This is a genomic window from Phycisphaerales bacterium (genome assembly GCA_016716475.1).
GTDB lineage: Bacteria > Planctomycetota > Phycisphaerae > UBA1845 > Fen-1342 > JADJWG01.
In genome coordinates this window covers 362,449-379,261 of record JADJWG010000002.1, presented here as the reverse complement: position 1 = coordinate 379,261, position 16,813 = coordinate 362,449, and the positions used below count along the sequence as shown (strand labels likewise).

The window sequence follows — 16,813 nt, the reverse complement described above, 5'->3', positions numbered from 1 at the left end:
CCTCAGAAAAGTTCACGCTGCGACTCAGGTTGCCGTACACGGCTCGAAAGGGCAAGCTTCGTGAGTTCCGGCCACGCGATGACTAGACCGTTGTAGGCCCGCTCTTCTTCTGCCCACTTTTTCCTGCTGGAAATTGAATGAAGGCGATAGGCCAACTCTCGTGCGGTCTCGGCCATACCGCCCAAGCTCGCCAACAGGCGAGCGGCCTCGGTCTCGCCCTTGGCTTCAAGTGTTCGGATCAGGTGTTGGGTTGTCTCCCATACCGTCAGGCGGCTGTCGGTCGATGGGTTCCATTCGTCGGGAAGCTCCGTCCGAGTGATGAGCCGTACCTTTCCGGCTCGGGCCGTGACAACGCCCGCCTCCACCAATCCGCTTACGGCGGTGTTCTTTGCCTTACTCAAAGTCTCGGCGATCCCGAAGGATTCCTCGTTCATGCCGAACTGCTCGAACCAGGCGAGCGCCCAGCGCGTGTCGGGGTCAAAATCGCCTTCCTGTTCGGCGAGAACCTCGTCGAGCACTTGATTGATGATGCCGAGCGCCGTTCGCACGGGCATGGGCGTGCCGTCCGACTCAATCACCTTCGCATAGCGTGTGAAAACCGCCATGCCCGGTCCGATGACGGCTTGGGCGAGGTCAACAGGCGCCACGTTCCCGTGTTGGAGCGCCTTCAGCGCATCGGGGAGTTCGCCCCTGAGCGTCGTCAGAAACTCTCGCCGCGTCGTCATGGCCGCCGCGCTTGAGCGCAGCCGACAGACCAGCACGATCGATGACGCGAGCGAGTTCCGGCCGTGCTCGCGCAGCCCACCCGGCTGTTCGGTTCGCATCGGCCATGTGCCGGTCACGGTCCATCCCGAATCCACGATGCCTTGAAGGATGGTGTCCCACCCGCTTGACGTTCGAGCTTCCTCGTCGTCCTCCTCCTGCTTGAATGCGTAGTAGACCGTCACGGGCACGTCGCGGTCGGCGCTTTTGTTTATGCCGGTGAACACCGCACGCAGTCCATCCTCGAAGAACTGCTTCGCCTGGTCGGCGGTCTCGTGTCGGGCTGGTTCTGCGATGAGTTCCATCTGCTTGGGGGTGAGAAGCGTCGAATACAACTGCGGAAACAGGCCGGAAAGAGCGCGGCGATGCCACACGTAGAAGAAGTCTGACAGGTCCGCATAGGGTACGTTGTCGTAGTACGGTGGATCGGTTGATACGACGGGGGCATTGCCGGTCCACGGCACCCGCGCGTCCCGCTGTTCGACGATTCCCGGTGCCGCCGCCGGCACGGCGGCAAGCGCCTTGTACAGATACTCGAACTGACCGTCCACGTTGCCGGATGAATCGGAGAACGGATTCGCCTCCGCATACACCCAGATCATCGGCAGCGCGTTGCGCGCGAATACCTGTTCGACCGTCTCACGATTCGGGTTGTAGAACGACTGGGACGAATGACGGTTGGCGACGCGCCCGATCCCAAGGGCAAGGTAGACGGCAATCGCACGAGCGTATTCATCGTCCGCGCCGTCGCGTTTCACTCGGTCGAACACTTCGTGCGAGACTTTGCAGAGCGTGTCGAGAAGCACCAACTGACGCTCAGTGAAAAGATCCCGGTGGCGCCGGATGCCGTAGTTCTGCACCCTGAAGCCCAGCGCCTTCTCCGGCAATGACGAGTTCAACAGGTCGGGACTCGTGCTCGGCGGCTGCGGGATATCGACTGCTCCTCCGGGCAGGTAGACGCGCTCGCGATCTCCTGCGGCGACGACGGACATCAACTGGCGGCCGAGCTTCCCCCGTTGGCCCGCGTCCCGAATATCGTCCAGCGCGATTGGTGCGCCGCACGAAGGGCAGGATGCACCCCGCCGTCCGATCGTCGAGAACTTCGGATCGGCCTTTTCTGCGACCACGGACCACTCGGCGACTTCACCGGCACGATTCGCTCTCGTCCACTTGAGGGAGTACGAGCGGCGGGATCTCTTGCAGAGTCCGGGATCGCTGACAAGCGGGACGGACTGGCCGCACGCGGGGTTAGTGCATGGCGTCGTGCGCGACCAAAGCCAAGTGATGACGGTCAATTCCCGGCCCACATACTTGGCGAGGTCCGCGCGGCCTTTCGCCATCGCGGCCGTGATTTGCGTCTTCGGGTAGAGCCAGCCGATCCGTTTCTCGGCCTCGTCGCGCATCCACTTGGCGTAGTAGCGCACGTCCTCCGCCAACCCCTCGGCTCCGTTCCACGAGCCCTTGGACCGGGCCTGCTCGTGCTCCTCCGGCGGATGAACCGGCGATCGGCCCGCGAATTTGGGGGGGATCTCGATCAACGCCTTGGTAATCAGCACCGGCACGGGGTTCAAGTCGGACGCGTAAGCGCGAAGGCCGAGCCGTTGCGCTTCCAACGGAATCGATCCGCCGCCGCAGAACGGGTCCAGTACGGGGGGCGCGAACTCGGCGAGGAAGGAGTTGACGACTTCCGGTTTGGCTTTCATCGTGAGTACGTCCCACGCCGTGATACATTCGCCAGACACTGCGCCCTTCGCGTGTTTCTGGCCGTTCCTCGCGCCGAAGACGATCGTCTCCTTTTCTAGTTCACCACGTTCGATCTTGCGGGAGGCGACGCAGCGGGCGATCTCGGCGCGCGCCGCATTGATGACGCGCGGGTTGTTCGAGTTCTCCCACTGCACCAGCTCCTCGATCAGGTTGAACAGTTCGGCACGTTTCAAACCGGCCCGGTCCTCGTCCACGCTGCCGTCCGCGCGGCGATAGACCGGGTCGCTGTCGGGATCATCGACCAGCGAAGCGAACAGGACTGCCCGACACGCTGCGAGTGGCCGGCGCGCCCACCACAGGTGCAGCGTGCTCGGATGCCCGTGCCGGATCGACTTCTCGCGCGCACTGGCCTCGTTGATGGCCTTGAGCGGCAGCGCGACTTCGATCAGTTTTTTGCGGTAGGCGTGGGTCACTTCCTCTGTCCTTCCGACGGCGCAGTTGCGACAAGATGCGTGACCTGTTCAAGGACCCAAACGCATCGCGAGAGTCGTGCGATGACCAGCAGAATACCGAGTACGCAGGCGTACAAAGCCCACGGCGCGGGTGTGCCATCCCGATCGGCGATCAACGCCACGAGCGCCGCTGCGGCGGCAACGGCCAGCGCGCGAATCGTAGCCGTGAACACCCTCCACAGGGTCGGATAGTGCCTGCTGCTTCGAACGATGTCCAGGCGTTCGTGGCCGGACAAGCCGAGCACGATGGATTCCGCTGTGATCGCGAATCCAAGGAGCGAGCCAAAGATCGCGGCGAGCGTGCCGTAGATGGCGCCCTTGCGGTCCTTCAGGATGTCTGCGATGTGGGAATACCCGCCGAAATACTCGGCCCACGCGATGAACGCCACGAAGAGGACAAGCACTGTGACAAGTTCACAGCCAAGGAAGTGACGACCCCAAGATGCTGCGAGTCGCCTCATTCGGCTACTCCCGCCGCGCGATGGAGTTCGTCGCGCAGCTCCTGATGTGCCGTGGCGATGGCGTCATAGGCTGAGGGTGCGTCAAGCGCCTTCGACCGCCCTCCCTGGCTCACGATGCGCTTGACGGAGACGAGCTTGTCGCTCAGGAGGTCCACTTCGACAACGCGCTCGGTGTGCGTATCGACGCCGGCGACCACGAATCGCTCCGCTTCCTCTCGGAGGTCGGCGCGACCGAGCAGGTTACGAGCGACGGTTCTGAGGGTCTGGCGCAAACGTGACGCCCGTTGCCGATTGGTTCGTAGGATGACCTGAACGAGATCGGCTTCTCCGGCCTCGGCGGCGGCCTGAAAGGCTGCACCGAGACTCGCATCGGCGTGCGCGATGGTGTCAGCGTATGACCGGCGGACCTTCAGGTCGAAGAGGCGCAGACCGCCCAGCCGATTGAGTTGGGCGAGAACATCCTGCCGCAGGAGCGGTTCGATAGAGATGTCGGGCGGGATTCCGGGAACCCGTGCGGCGAGGTACGGTCCCAGTCGTGTCGGACGTGGGCCGTAGAAATTGAACACGGCGCCAAGGATGTTCTGCGGGAAGAACGCAAGGTGCGTCACTTCGGCCAACCCGGAGTTTGGCGCGAGAGTCAGGTCGGTGAGGTTCCCGGCGTCCTCGACTTGGGGAAACCCACCTCGACGGATGGTCCCCAATCGCATGGTCGGCTGCTGCCGACCATTGTCGATCCACGCGCACAGCGACGTGCTGTCCGGGCCGGCGACGTATCGGCCGGCGAGTGTGTAGGGAAGGCCGTCGATATGCTGAAGAGCGGCGGCGGCATCGAAGGGCACGGGTCGGCCCCCGTTGTCCTGCCCGAGGTTGACGCGATAGAAGAAGACCCGTCGCTCGACCGTGGTTGGTGCCGGCTGTTGGCGTCGTCTGGCCATCACGAGACCTCCCGGGGTGGCGGCAAGGTCATGCCGACCGGAGCTGGATTTGGGTCAGGATTGGGTCGGAATTGGGTTTTGGCGAGATGCCCGGCCATCACGGAACCTCCCCGGTCGGCTGGACGGGATTGCGAGTGAGATGCGTCAGGCAGGGGACCGTGGCCCGACTCCCTCACGCAATCGGAGCGACTGCAAACGGCTGAAAGACAGACGTTTTCAAGGCCCTGGGGAGCGACGGATTGCGGGGGAATTGCGTGGATCATCGTCTCCCTCCCGCAATCTCCGTCTCGCCGCCGGGATACCAGCGGGCCGACCTGGTGGCCCCGACGGGGTGCGACTTGCCCTCTCGGCGCAGCTCCTTCAGCAGGTCCTGGACCTGATTGCGGGTCAGATCGGGGACGACAGCCATCAACTCCCTGAGCGAACTGCCGGTCTTCCGGTTCGACGTGATGTGCCGCATGAGCCGAGCCTTGGTCTGGTCGCGGACCGACTCCCGATTGCGGGCGGCGACGGCAGACTCGCCTTCGGGCTGGTAGAGCTTGCGCGCGAGGATCGGCTTCCCGCGACCGATGCGTTCGAGGAGACCCTTCTCGATCAGGGACGGCACGTGCTGCTGAAGTTCGGTCGAGAGGCGTTTGCCCTCCGCAACGGACGACAGGACCAGGAAGTCGTGCGGATCGAGGGTATCGAGCGTCTCCTCGCCGACGCGCTCCAGGTACTTCAGGAACTTCTCGTCCCGAATCTCGCCGTCGAGGGTGAGCCAGACCTGATTGTCGTCGGAGCGGGAGTAGTCCGGCAGACGCTTGCCGTGGCGGACGCATTCTTCGACGATCCGGTCGGCGCCCTGGCCGGAGCGCTCGACCAGACCGCAGCGGGCAAAGGTTTCGGCGATGCGACGGTTACGAGGCAACTGCTGGTCGAGGATGTTGTCCGCTGTGATGCCGGGTGGGAAGCCGCCGGGGCTGACGATCTCGATGCGGCGAGGATACTGGCGGACGAAGACCGATCCGGCGTGGCGGTAGTCGCGGTGGCTGACGGCATTCAGCAGCGCCTCGCGCACCGCGATCTCGCTGAACGTCGGCACGGGGTGCATCACGAGGCGCTCCTGGAAATGCTGCGTGTCATTTCGCAGGTTCACCAGCTCCCACACCCGGTCGTAGAAGAAGAAGAACCCCTGGCGGAATTCCTCGCGCTGATTCGCAGGGCCGGGGCGAGCCTTCGCCCGGTACTCGAATATGACCTCGGCCTGCGCGAGAAAGCGGCCGAGTGCGGCGCGCGTGCCGAGCAGAATGAGCGCCGCGTAGGTGATGCCGGCAGGCAGAATGAGTTCGGCGTCCTGCAACAGCGTCTCCACGGGCCGCTTGGTGATCGATTTGTTGCCGGAATGCCTGGCCCAGCGGGTGCGGAATGCCGTTATCGCGGCAGGCTCGAGGTCGGCGAGCGTCGCGCCGCGGCAGACCTCGGCCGAGTAATCCGGGCCGGCCTCGTCGAAGATGCGGCGGAGCATGTCCGGCGTCATCGGGGCAAGGTCTTCGCCGGCCCGCATCCAATACGCGCCCTCGACGGAAATCGGTACGCCAATGGGGCGCGATGGCGCGGTGAAGACCACGACGCGGCCGTCAGGGTGCGCGATCTCGTAGCCATCGATGCGAAGCCGGAGCCGTTCGATCAACCCGGCCTTGGTTCGTTCCAGTTCCGTGAAGACGCGGCTTCCCACGACCTTGCGGGGGCGTTTGTCCGTCACGCCCAGCACGATGGAGCCGCCGCCTTCGTTGGCGAGCGCGGCGCAGTATTTGACGAGCTTGTCGAAGTGGAAGTTGCTCTTGGCCTCCTTGAACTCAAGGTGCTCGTTCTCACGGCTCGTGAGCCACTGCTGCAATTGCTGGAGGGTGACGGTCATGCCGGCGCCTCCGCTTGCGCCAGGAGCGCCGACAGGTCGTAGTTGACGCTGGTGGCCTTGAAGTCCGGTTCCTTCTCGAAGGGCCTGCGGACATATCGCACGTCGGCCCGGTCGCCGTCGATGACGGCGATGGCGAGAATGAACTCGTCCGGCTTGTTCAGTGCGGTGAGGATTTCGTTCTTGGTGATGGTGACGGTCTTCGCGCCCTGCACGCGGCCTTTGACCTCGAGGAACCGCAGCAGGCCCGTGCCGGGAATGGCTGATTCGATGTCGTAGCCGAGGTTCTGCGCGCTCACATCTCGCGGGACGAAGCCGAGCCGGCGCTCGATCTCCGCCACGGCGTCCATCGCCAACCGTTCCGATCGCTCGGTGTCGATCGCGAATTCCGAAGGAGTATCAGCGGGTTCCCCTCGTAGCCGGCGCAGCAGGCCGACGGGGACGACGAGCGCGCCGCCGAGCACCACCGGCGGCAAGGCCGCGAGCTTGCGCTCCTGCTCGATCTCGGTGAGACGCTTCTGCAAGCGGGCGGTCAGTTCGTCCGCCCGCTGCCTCGCCAGCCCAGAGTTGAGCTTGGCGTTGACCTTGCCGGCGAGTTCCTGGTCCTTGAGCTGCGCCGCACGGTGGTCCCAGTAGTTGATCTCCTTGGTGAGCCGGTCCTGCACCGCGGCCTTGGTCTTGTCGAGGAGTTCCTCCTTGCGCCGCCGGAGTTCGTCAAGGTGCTGAGGAACCATGTGAATCGCGGCGTGCTCCATCGCCCGCGATTCGAGGTCGCCACGGACCCAATCGGGGAGCGGCACCTGTGCGATCGCACTGGCCTCGTCCTCGGTGGGCGGCCGGTAGTCGAGATACGGGGCCGGGCCGGCGTTCGCGGCATTTCCGTCGGCGTCGATCTCAACGAACTGCAAGCGCTTGGAGACGACGCGGCGGTTGCCGGCGCGGTCGGTGCGGGCGTCCTGAATGGCGTGCTCCAGGTAGAGCAATGTCCGCGGCTGCTCGCCGGCGTCGGTTTCGTCGATGAGGATGGCGCCGCGCTTGAGCAAGTCGCGGTGTCGCTCGATCACGAGGTCAAGCGTGGCGTCCAACAGCGGATGGCCGGGGCACACGAACGCGGCCAGCGGCTTGCCGGGAACGCTGATGAGTGCCTTCTCGAACGTGATGCGTTCGTAACGGGAGAGGACAGTGTCACCGCGGCCGATCTCTCGGTCGCGGGTGCGGATGACGGCCGGCACATGCTTGATCTCGTAGCGCTTTGCCTCGCGCTCGTGGATCGCTCCGCCGAGCAGTTTGAACGCTTCAAGGAAGAATGCGGCGATGAAGTGCGGTTGCAGCCGGCGGGCTTCGGCCCGCTCCATGTCCTCGCGAATCTGTCGGACCTTCGACACGTCCATCGCATCGTGAGTCAGCGCGCGCCCCTCGACCAACTCGCGAAGGTGCTGCCGGTCGAGGGCCTTGTCCACGACCTGATACAGCCTGGCTCGGACTTCGGGCTGGTCGCCGTAGCGGATGGCTTCGAGCAACAGTTGGCGGAGCGGCTTGTCCTCGAAGGTCACTTGACCGAGAACATCGAACACCTGGCCACCGAGTGCATTGCGCTCCTCGTCCAGCTTTTCCAGAAGCCGGTAGTAGACCTCCCCCTCACGGGTGTCCTTGGCGACGAGGTTCCACAGGTGGCAGACCTCGGTCTGGCCGATGCGGTGGATGCGGCCGAAGCGCTGTTCGAGTCGGTTCGGGTTCCACGGTAGGTCGTAGTTGACCATCAGGTGGGCGCGCTGAAGGTTGATGCCTTCGCCAGCGGCGTCGGTGGCGACAAGGATCTCGACCTCCTTGTCCTGCGTGAAGGATTCCTGCGCCTTGCGGCGTTCCTCCCGACCGATGCCGCCGTGGATGATGACGACGGCCTCGGGCTTGCCGATCAGCGCTCCGATCCTCTCTGCAAGGTAGTTCAACGTGTCGCGGTGTTCGGTGAAGATGACGAGCTTGCGGCGGTGGCCGTGCGCGTCGAACATTTCGGACTTGTTCTGCAACAGCCGCGAGAGTTCGTCCCATTTGCGGTCCGTCCCGGACTGACGGACGCGCAGCGCCGTGCGCTCCAAGTCCTGCAACTGGGTGATTTCGGCCTTCAGTTCCGTAATGGTGCGGGCGGCGGACGCCTGATCGACGACGTGCTCTTCGGTGTCCTCGATCTCCTTGTCCGGGGCGTCTTCCAGATCGTCGATGTCGTCGGCCGTCAACGCCGGCAGGCCGACCGTCAGGTCGATGCCTGCCTCCGCGCCGCGCTTGAGCAACTGCTCCTCGCGGAGGCGCTTCTCAAGGCGTTCGCGCCGGCGGCGAAGCGACTGGTAGATGGCCGCCGGCGACGATGCCAGCCGGCGTTGCAGGATGGTCAGCGCGAAGCCGACCGTTCCCTTGCGGCCTTCGTTCTCCAGCGCCTCGGCGCGGTTGAACTCCTCCCGGACATAGTCGGTGACCTGCTTGTACAGGTCGGCCTCGGCGTCGGAGAGCGCGTAGTTGACCGTGTAGGCGCGACGCTCCGGGAAGAGCGGCGTGCCGTCGAACTTGAGCAACTGCTCCTTGACCAGGCGGCGCATCATGTCGGATGAGTCGGTGACGTGAACGCCGTCGCGGAACTTGCCCTCGAAGCGGTCGCCGTCCAAGAGCGCCATGAACAGTTGGAAGTCCGCCTCCTTGCCGTTGTGCGGCGTGGCAGTCAGCAACAGGAAGTGCCGCGTGAGCGTCGAAAGCTCCTGGCCGAGCCGGTAACGCTTCGTGTACTTGACCTCGTTGCCGAAGTAGGTGGCACTGAGCTTGTGTGCCTCGTCGCAGACGATCAGATCCCAGTCCGTCTGCTGCAACTTGGCCTGGGTGTCCTCGTCGCGGCTCAACTTGTCGAGCCGACAGATCGCCAGCGGGGTTTCCGTGAACCAGTTGCCCGTCCGCGCGGCTTCCAGTGCGTCGTTCGTCATGATGTCGAACGGCAAGTGGAACCGGCGGTCCAGTTCGTCCTGCCACTGCTCGGCGAGATTGCCGGGGCAGACGATCAGGCAGCGTTGAAGGTCGCCGCGGGCGACCAGTTCCTTGATCAGCAGGCCCGTCATGATGGTCTTGCCGGCGCCGGGATCGTCGGCGAGCAGGAAGCGGAGCGGCTGCCGCAAGAGCATTTCGCTGTAGACGGCGGTGATCTGGTGCGGCAACGGCTCGACCAGCGACGTGTGGACCGCCAGCAGCGGGTCGAACAGGTAGGCCAGCCGGATGCGGTTCGCCTCCGACAGCAGGCGGAACAGGCCGGCGTCGCCATCGAAGCTCCACGGGCGTCCCGCTTCGACGATTTCGAGCGTGGGTTCGCGGTCGCGGTAAAGCAGTTCGTTGCCGAGTTTGCCGGCGGCGTCCTTGTACGTGACCTCGATCGCGACGGTACCGATCCAGCGCACGTCGCTGACGGTGACGAGCGAGTCCGGGAGGATGCCGCGTACGGCTGCGCCGCGCGTAATCGTTTCGAGATTCGCCATGCGTCAGCGGCCCTCCCCGCGTGGCGCGGTTGCTGGTCCGCCGCGTTTCTGTCGGCGGTTGTTCTCGCCGGAGACGAGGACATAGCGCCAGCCGTCCTCGCCCCGCTCGGACCGGATGTCGTGCCCGCGCTGCCGCAGGGCGGTCACGTCGCGCGATACGGTCGGGATGGACACGCCGAGTTCCTCGGCAATTCGCGGCGTGGAATAGGAACCCTTGCGGATCATGCCGAGCACGGTCTCCAGTCGCCGTTCGATGTCGAGGGATCGTTGGTAAAGCATCCGCGGGGCCTCCTGACCGCCGCTACCTGTCTATCGGAGCATGATAGACATGTCAACCCTGCTTGCGTATCTGCTCGGAGGGGGTAGAGGGCGAGGGCCGCGTCTCCGCACCATCAGCGGGATCGGTGGGTCGGGGCTGGCAATCCGAAGCTGGACGCGCCGGAGGCTGCAATTGTGCCACCGGCGGTGGCACCATTGGCTTTCCCTGGCTTGCCCGACGATTCTGCCACAGGCTGCGGCACAATTCGCGAATGCCTCGCGGCCCTGTCCCCGCTCCGTGTCGCGCGCCGCCTCTTCCAACAGAAAGACACCCCGGCGGCTGCCCGCCGGGGTGCGGTGAAGAGTCAGGCGGCGTGCGCCTGCTCGTCGGGGGCGTCGTGGAGCGCCGCGATGATCTCGGCGGCGATGTGCTGGATGCGGTCGAGGGACTGCGCCAGCGTTTCGGTCTTGCCGTCGAAGAGCTGGATGTAGTCGCTGGCGGCGGTGCCGGTCTCCAGGCCGATCGCCTGGCAGACGACGAAGGCGACGGCCTCGGCCTCGGTTTCGCGGACGGTCTTGCTGGCCGGGCGGTCCTTGCCGCGGTGGAGCAGCTCGTGGGCGAACTCGTGGACAGTGACGGAGAACTCGACGGCCGGCTCCAGGCCGGGACGGATGCTGATGCGGCCGCCCCGGGAAACTCCCAGGGCATCGGACGGCACGTCGGCGTTGTCGAGCGTGATGCCGCGCCCGGCGATGACCTGGCACAGGCGGTCGATGTGGGCGCCGGGGTCGCCGTTGATGCGGGTCGGCTCGGGGAGCGGCTCGCCGTCGGTCTGCGACACGTCGAAGACGTAGACGCCGCGGAAGCGGAGGATGGATTCGGGCTTGTCGCCGTCCTTCGCCTGGTCGTCCTGCTTGCGCAGGACCATCGGCGCGATGATGACGATGCCCTTCTCGCCCCTCTTGACGAAGCGTCCCATCTGACGCCAGGTGTGGAAGCCTGCGACGTGCGTCGCGTCGGGCATCTGCGAGAGGATCAGCATGACGTTCCCGAAGCTGTACTTGTGGAACCGTGCCAGCATGGCGAGGTAGCGGGTGAGTTCCTCGCTGCGTCCGCTCTTGAGCGCTTCGGCGAGTTGTTCGAGGGCCTGGTCGGCGATCTTCTTGGCTTGTTCGGCTTTCATGGTTTGCTCCTTGCCGGGACCCGCGATGTGCGGCCCCTTCGCAAGGCACGAGGGGCCACTCGCGGGTGGCAAAGGAGCGAGCGGCGCGCAGGCCGGCAGCACGCCGGAGAGTCCCGCGAAGCGGTGCAGGACGAATGACGGACGGAACCCGCAGGGCGGCGATAGCCGCGTCCGGCGTGAGGCGTGCATGACTCGGAGGCGGGAAGCGCAGCGGCGACGGCCGAAGCGGCGCGACTGAAAGCCGGGACAAGCGGAATCGCCGGCGGCCTACGTCAACGCCGATGCGAGTGCGCAGCGATCACCTGATGCCGATGCTGGCGGGTTCACGATGCGGAACGGCGTGCGGGTTTGCTGCCTCTGCCCGACGCGGGTCGAGGCGAACGGATGCAAGTGGCCGCGGCGCTGCTTCGGGCGAAAGGGGTCGTCACGCCCATGCTGCTTGGCGAAGGCAGTGGGCGGCAAGCGTTATGTGCCGCGTCAGTCGTTTTCAGATAGACGGACAGTCGGAGCGTCAGACGGGAATCGTGGCGACCTCGTCCCGAACTTGGCCGACATCGAAATCAGAGCCGGGAGCTGGGGGCACACCGACACCCTGGGCCAGCGCGGCGACGAACCCTTCAACTGTCATGCTCTCAAAGGCGGCGACGAACGGCCCTCTGTTGTCGATGAACCGTTGGTAGCACGCATCTGAGACGCACACTATCAAGTCACCCTGCGTCCGGGTCATGGCGACGTAGGCGATACGCTTCTCCTCACGATCCTCATCGTTTGCTGACCACCACACGGCAGATGGACATCGAGCAGGTTGGGTAGTCGGCGGACACACAAATACCGTCAGGTCGTGAGTCTCACCCTTGACGCCGTGAACAGTCAGGACCGGCACGCCGACGAGGGCTGGTGCTTCTGAGCCTGGTTGCGATACGAAAGCAGCAACCAATCTGTCCCAGCCGGCTCGTTTCTGTGGAGTGAGCTTTCCGTTCGCGAAGTCGAGAGCTGGGTCCAGCTTGAATGCGATGAGTTCCGTGTCGAGGGCCTCACCGGCTGCCGTTTGCCAGTCGAACAGCGTGCCGGATGTGACGATCGCGTTGGCCCGCAAAAGGCATCGCACGGCAAGCGCTTTCCAGTCGCGAGAGTCAATCTTGGAGTCGGTCAGCGTTTTGTCGCTTGCGCCCTCGTGCCCGAACACGGCAAGTTCAAGCGCTGCTCTGGCCGCAACGAGTGCGGCCACATTCTTGCCTTGCCGAAAGAGGACAACGGCACGATGGATATGGGTGAGAGGACGACACCACAGAGATGGAGGGGTTTCGACGTGCCGTCCTGCAAGGTCTTCGACGGTCGCGCGTCCGCGCGCGACGACCTTGAGGCGCACGTCGCTTCGGTTCCCTCGAACTGCGTCAACGATGCAGGGGATATCCGACTGCATGTTGCCATATCGCACAAGAATCGCTCGGCCATGCCTGCCTTGTGCAGGACCGATTACACCTCCGGAGTCCTTGACGTGCTTTGCCGCGTCGCAAACAGCCGCGGTGCATCGTCGGCTGCTCGCGAGCGGAAACGTAAAGGCACCCGCCATGGACTCAAAGCGGCTGAACAAATCGGGCCTGGCACCGTTGAACTCGTAAATGGCTTGGTCAGGGTCGCCCACCAATACCCCGCGAACCGCCGCTTCGCCAAGAAGCAGTCGAACGCTCTTGCCCAGGAAGTGTCCTGTGTCCTGAAGTTCATCAACGATCAGGAGCGGGAAGCGCCGAACGATTTCGGCACGAACTGCGTGCCCCCACGTCTGATGGTCTAGTACTTTGCTGGCCCAGAGGGCGGCATCCGAGTGCGTAAGCTGACCGCTGCGTTCCCAAATGCTCTTCTTCGCTGTCTTTACTTGAGACAAGTCGTTGCCCGTGAGTCGTCGAAGCGGTTGAGCCGGGTGTGGTTTGTGAGCTACTACTGCTTCTCCTTGATGCTCATCTATGCACACACACCCAAAGAGATTGATACCCTGACCCACTGTGGTCTTTTGGTTCCGTGCGTAGTTGCTCCAATGCTCCGCTCCCCACTCTCCCGGAACCAAGCGGGGATCGGCGAAGGTCGGACAGCAACGGCGGAGAAACGGGCGAACGACGTATCGGAAGAGGAATGCGTCGATGGTTCCGACGAAGTGCGGGTGGGTGAGTTCGTGGCCAACGGCTCTGCGGATTTCGTCGCCGCCGACTCGCGTGAATGAGAGCGCGGCGATGCCGTTCGTCGTTGTCGCCCAATGGTCCAACTCACGTCGAATCAACTCTGCAACGAGCCATGTCTTGCCGCTTCCGGGCGCTGCGCGAACGACTCGCACGCGCGCTGTGCTGTCGAGCACCGCCGCCTGTTCGAGCGTGGGTGTTGTCATACGCCAGCGTCTCCAGGAGTCGAAGCGGGTGGGGTGACGCTGGCCACTACATACTCAATCGCGTGCTTCAAGTAATCGGGTACGTCGAAGGTGTCACTGAACTCGCCTGTGGCACTGCGCCTGTCGAGTTGAGCCGCAAGGCGGTGCGAGAACTCGGCCTTGCTGCACGTCGGATTCGCCCGGCAGATTCCACGCCACGCGACAAGCGCCTTTGCTTGCTTGGTGGTACCAGCGTCAGCGACAAGCTCTTTGTTGAAGGTACGTGGCCGCGTTGCGAAGCACCCCTCCCAAACTCCGGCCATGATGCTCGCGTTTCCGTCGCCGGCCTCGGCAAGGTCGTATTCAAGCGTGAGTCTAGAGTGGAACACCCTTACGGTAGGGTGCGATGTGAAGAGGGACACGAGCTTTGTCGTGCGGTCGGACAGCTTGAAGCTCCCGTTCTCGGATTCTGGCGTGGCCTCTTTCCAGGCCGTGTCGGCCGGCACTGGCGGATCAGCATCGGTCACGAGCGCAGCGGGGATTCCGAGCACCTGGGAGTCAAGCAGCTTCTTGAATGTCTCAAATGCGACACCGCAAATCGGGATTACTGAAATGTGTAGTTTGGCCAAATCGTGGCCGAGCCGTCTTGCCAATACGGGGACCAGCAGCGATTCCGAAATGCCTTCAACAAGAAGCGCCGCCTTTGCAAAGTAAAGGGTTGCCCTGGTGATGTCCATCATCCGTTGCAGCTCACCCTGCTCTTTGTCGTCCATGCTGGCCTTGGCGACGCTGTTGCAGCGGAGTTGGCGAGTTGTGTGATCTGTAAACAGCACAAGTACGCGGCTCGGCGGGACACTTGCGGCCAGCGTTGGGGAATGCGTCGTCACGATCGTCTGCGGCGTACTCGTGCCTGGCGTCTTGTTGGCGAGATAATCAGCAAGGAGCATTGTCAGTTGAGGGTGAAGGTGCGCTTCCGGCTCCTCAATGAGAAACAGGGGGCTCTCGTCTGGGTCGGGCGACTTGAGGTGTTCAAGCACGACCGCCATGTACAGGAGGTTGTTGTACCCCAGCCCATTGGCGTCCAACGCACCGATTGGCGCACCGTCCATCTGTACTTGCAGTGTGCGAAGAATCCTCTCGAATTCGACCTCAGCAGCCTTGACCGCCGACGCCGAGTAATCGCTGCCTGCGAGGTCCCTGGTGGTCGTCTGAAGCGATTGCTTCGTCTCGCTGATAAGTGGGCGCTGCTCCAGGTCGGCATTCGCCTTGGTGTAGATGGCCTCGATATCGGCCTGGGTGCTGCCGCCCTTTCGCTCGGCCAAGTCTCGAAGAAGAAGAGCAAGCCGGCTCCGGTATCCCGGGGCCAACGATGCTTCCGCGTTGCGGAGTGCTGGAAGAAATGTTATCGGCAATGACTCCAAGAGCTTGGTCGGAACCTCCGGAGGCTCGGCCGTTGGAGGACCACCTGTTCGCTTGATTGACGCCTGGCGTTTCCCCTTAGGCCACGATGCCTCAAAGCGAATGATCGCCTTGGACTTCGGGAGGTCGGCGAGGTCAAAATCGACGATCTCGAAAAAGTGGGCGCGCTGGGCGTCCGACAACCCGGCGAAGGTCAATGTGACGGAAATTGTGCGCTCAGTCGTGTCTTTCGACGACTCTCGGTAGAAATCGTCACGTTCGAGCCATAGAGCATCACCACGTGACGCGCCTGGTCCAAGCGCATGACGGATTGCCTGGAGCAGATTCGTCTTGCCTGTGTTGTTGCGACCAACCAGAACGTTCAGACCTGCTTGGAGGTCGAGCCGTAGCTCCTTGAGCGACCGGAAGTTCGTGATCTCGACGGTCGATAAGTACATCGTTCCAGACGCTCCTGGTGATTGCGATTGGCGTTAGCCTTGTTCTGCTTCCAACATCTTCATGTCCAATCCGTCGATCTCCTGGAGCGTCTTTCCCGCGATGCCCTGGAGGTCGCCGTACATGCCGGCGGTCGATTCGATGACACCGCGAATCTGCTCCTCGCGCTTCGCCCAATGCTTGGTCATGACCTTGCGCTCTTTCTCCAGATCATCCTGCATGTCGGTGAACTTCTCCACAATCGCCTGGACGCGGTGGCGGAAGCGCGGGCCGGTGAGGTACTGGTAGACCATTTCCATCTTCGTCTGCTGCCCCTCACCCGCCGCCCTGGTCGCGGCGAGTTCAATCAGCGTGTGGCGCAGCGCGACGGCAACGGGCACGGCGCACTTGAATGACGTGACCCAGACCCCGTCGATCAGGCTGAACGGGTCGGTGTCCTTCGGGAGCACGTGCGACGCGACGATGGCGACTTCGGCGCCGGCGGCGCGCATGTCCTCGCGGACCTTGGCGAGCCAGCCGTCGCTCCAGTTCTTCGTGCGCTTCGACTCCCAGAGGATGGTGCCGCAAGGCTGACCTGACGGCCCGAACACGCGATGCAGCACGTCCCCGCCGTGCTCGCCCTTCGCGACCGGCTCGATGGTGTCCCGTGGAAACTTCTCGCGCAGGATGGCCTCTAGTTCAAGCTCCTGGATTTCGCCTTGAAGCTGCTGCGAGCCCTGCTCGGCCTTGCGCAGGGCGTCCTGCAACTTCGTCTGCAAATCCGTGATCGTCTTGTCCTTCTCGGCGATTCTCAGGCGGGCCTGCTCGTCGGCGTCCTTTTGTGCCGACTCACGAATCTTCGCCCGTTCGGCGTCGATGGCCCGCTGCTTCTCAAGCTCGAACTGCTCCTTCTCCTCCTGGAGCCGCTGGCGGTCCTGCCGAAGTTCAAGCTCGTTCTTCCGGGCTTCGGCCAGCTTCGCGTCCCGGTCTTTGAGCGCAGCCTCGGTCGCGGATTTCTCCTGCTGTGCCTTGGCGATGTCATCGGCAACAGCGTCGCGGGCCTTCTTGGCCTCGGCTGCAGCGATCACTGCACGCTCGGTTTTCAGCCTGGCGGCAACCTGGTCGTCGATGGATTCCTGGGCCTTGGCGAGCGATGCCTGTTGCTCCTTGACCGCTGCTTCCCGCTTGCCGATCTCCGATTCCTTCTGGGCGAGCCGCTGCTCGAACTGTTTGCGGGTCGATTCAAGCAACGGCGCCGCGAGCGACTCCGTGAGCTTGATCTCGGTCTTGCAGTTGGGGCAGAGGATGGTCGGTTCGGTCATGCGGCAACCCCGGTTTGGCAGCGATTCTAGTCGATTCGGACGTATCACCGAAGCGCGGGCGAGTCAATGCCGCAGGG

At 63.8% G+C, this 16,813-nt stretch carries 10 protein-coding genes; all 10 read right to left on the bottom strand.

Features of this window, described 5'->3' with window-relative positions:
• Window positions 1–2: 2 nt before the first annotated feature.
• Window positions 3–2,939 (bottom strand): DUF1156 domain-containing protein, encoded by a 2,937-nt coding sequence (locus IPM18_09255; protein MBK9119770.1) that lies wholly within the window; start codon window positions 2,937–2,939, stop codon window positions 3–5.
• Window positions 2,936–3,439, bottom strand: a complete 504-nt coding sequence (locus tag IPM18_09250) for a hypothetical protein (protein ID MBK9119769.1) — start codon at window positions 3,437–3,439, stop codon at window positions 2,936–2,938. Before IPM18_09250 ends, IPM18_09255 begins: the two co-directional genes overlap by 4 nt.
• Window positions 3,436–4,374 carry a hypothetical protein gene (locus IPM18_09245; protein MBK9119768.1) on the bottom strand — a complete coding sequence of 313 codons (939 nt, stop codon included), beginning with the start codon at window positions 4,372–4,374 and terminating at the stop codon, window positions 3,436–3,438. Before IPM18_09245 ends, IPM18_09250 begins: the two co-directional genes overlap by 4 nt.
• Before the next feature lie 259 nt (window positions 4,375–4,633).
• Complete coding sequence (locus tag IPM18_09240; protein ID MBK9119767.1) at window positions 4,634–6,274, bottom strand: putative DNA binding domain-containing protein; 1,641 nt, start codon at window positions 6,272–6,274, stop codon at window positions 4,634–4,636.
• Window positions 6,271–9,780 carry a DUF3883 domain-containing protein gene (locus tag IPM18_09235; GenBank protein MBK9119766.1) on the bottom strand — a complete coding sequence of 1,170 codons (3,510 nt, stop codon included), beginning with the start codon at window positions 9,778–9,780 and terminating at the stop codon, window positions 6,271–6,273. The genes IPM18_09240 and IPM18_09235 overlap by 4 nt, the downstream gene beginning before the upstream one ends.
• 3 nt (window positions 9,781–9,783) lie before the next feature.
• Window positions 9,784–10,059: an HTH domain-containing protein gene (locus IPM18_09230; protein ID MBK9119765.1), complete on the bottom strand. Its 276-nt coding sequence runs from the start codon at window positions 10,057–10,059 to the stop codon at window positions 9,784–9,786.
• Window positions 10,060–10,403: 344 nt separating this feature from the next.
• A complete protein-coding gene (locus IPM18_09225; GenBank protein ID MBK9119764.1) occupies window positions 10,404–11,222 on the bottom strand; it encodes a DUF1738 domain-containing protein in 819 nt (272 codons plus the stop codon).
• A 511-nt stretch (window positions 11,223–11,733) separates the two neighbouring features.
• Window positions 11,734–13,602 carry a UvrD-helicase domain-containing protein gene (locus IPM18_09220; GenBank protein MBK9119763.1) on the bottom strand — a complete coding sequence of 623 codons (1,869 nt, stop codon included), beginning with the start codon at window positions 13,600–13,602 and terminating at the stop codon, window positions 11,734–11,736.
• Window positions 13,599–15,437 (bottom strand): AAA family ATPase, encoded by a 1,839-nt coding sequence (locus IPM18_09215; GenBank protein MBK9119762.1) that lies wholly within the window; start codon window positions 15,435–15,437, stop codon window positions 13,599–13,601. The genes IPM18_09220 and IPM18_09215 overlap by 4 nt, the downstream gene beginning before the upstream one ends.
• A gap of 33 nt (window positions 15,438–15,470) precedes the next feature.
• Window positions 15,471–16,736, bottom strand: a complete 1,266-nt coding sequence (locus tag IPM18_09210; GenBank protein MBK9119761.1) for a DUF2130 domain-containing protein — start codon at window positions 16,734–16,736, stop codon at window positions 15,471–15,473.
• Window positions 16,737–16,813: the final 77 nt, after the last annotated feature.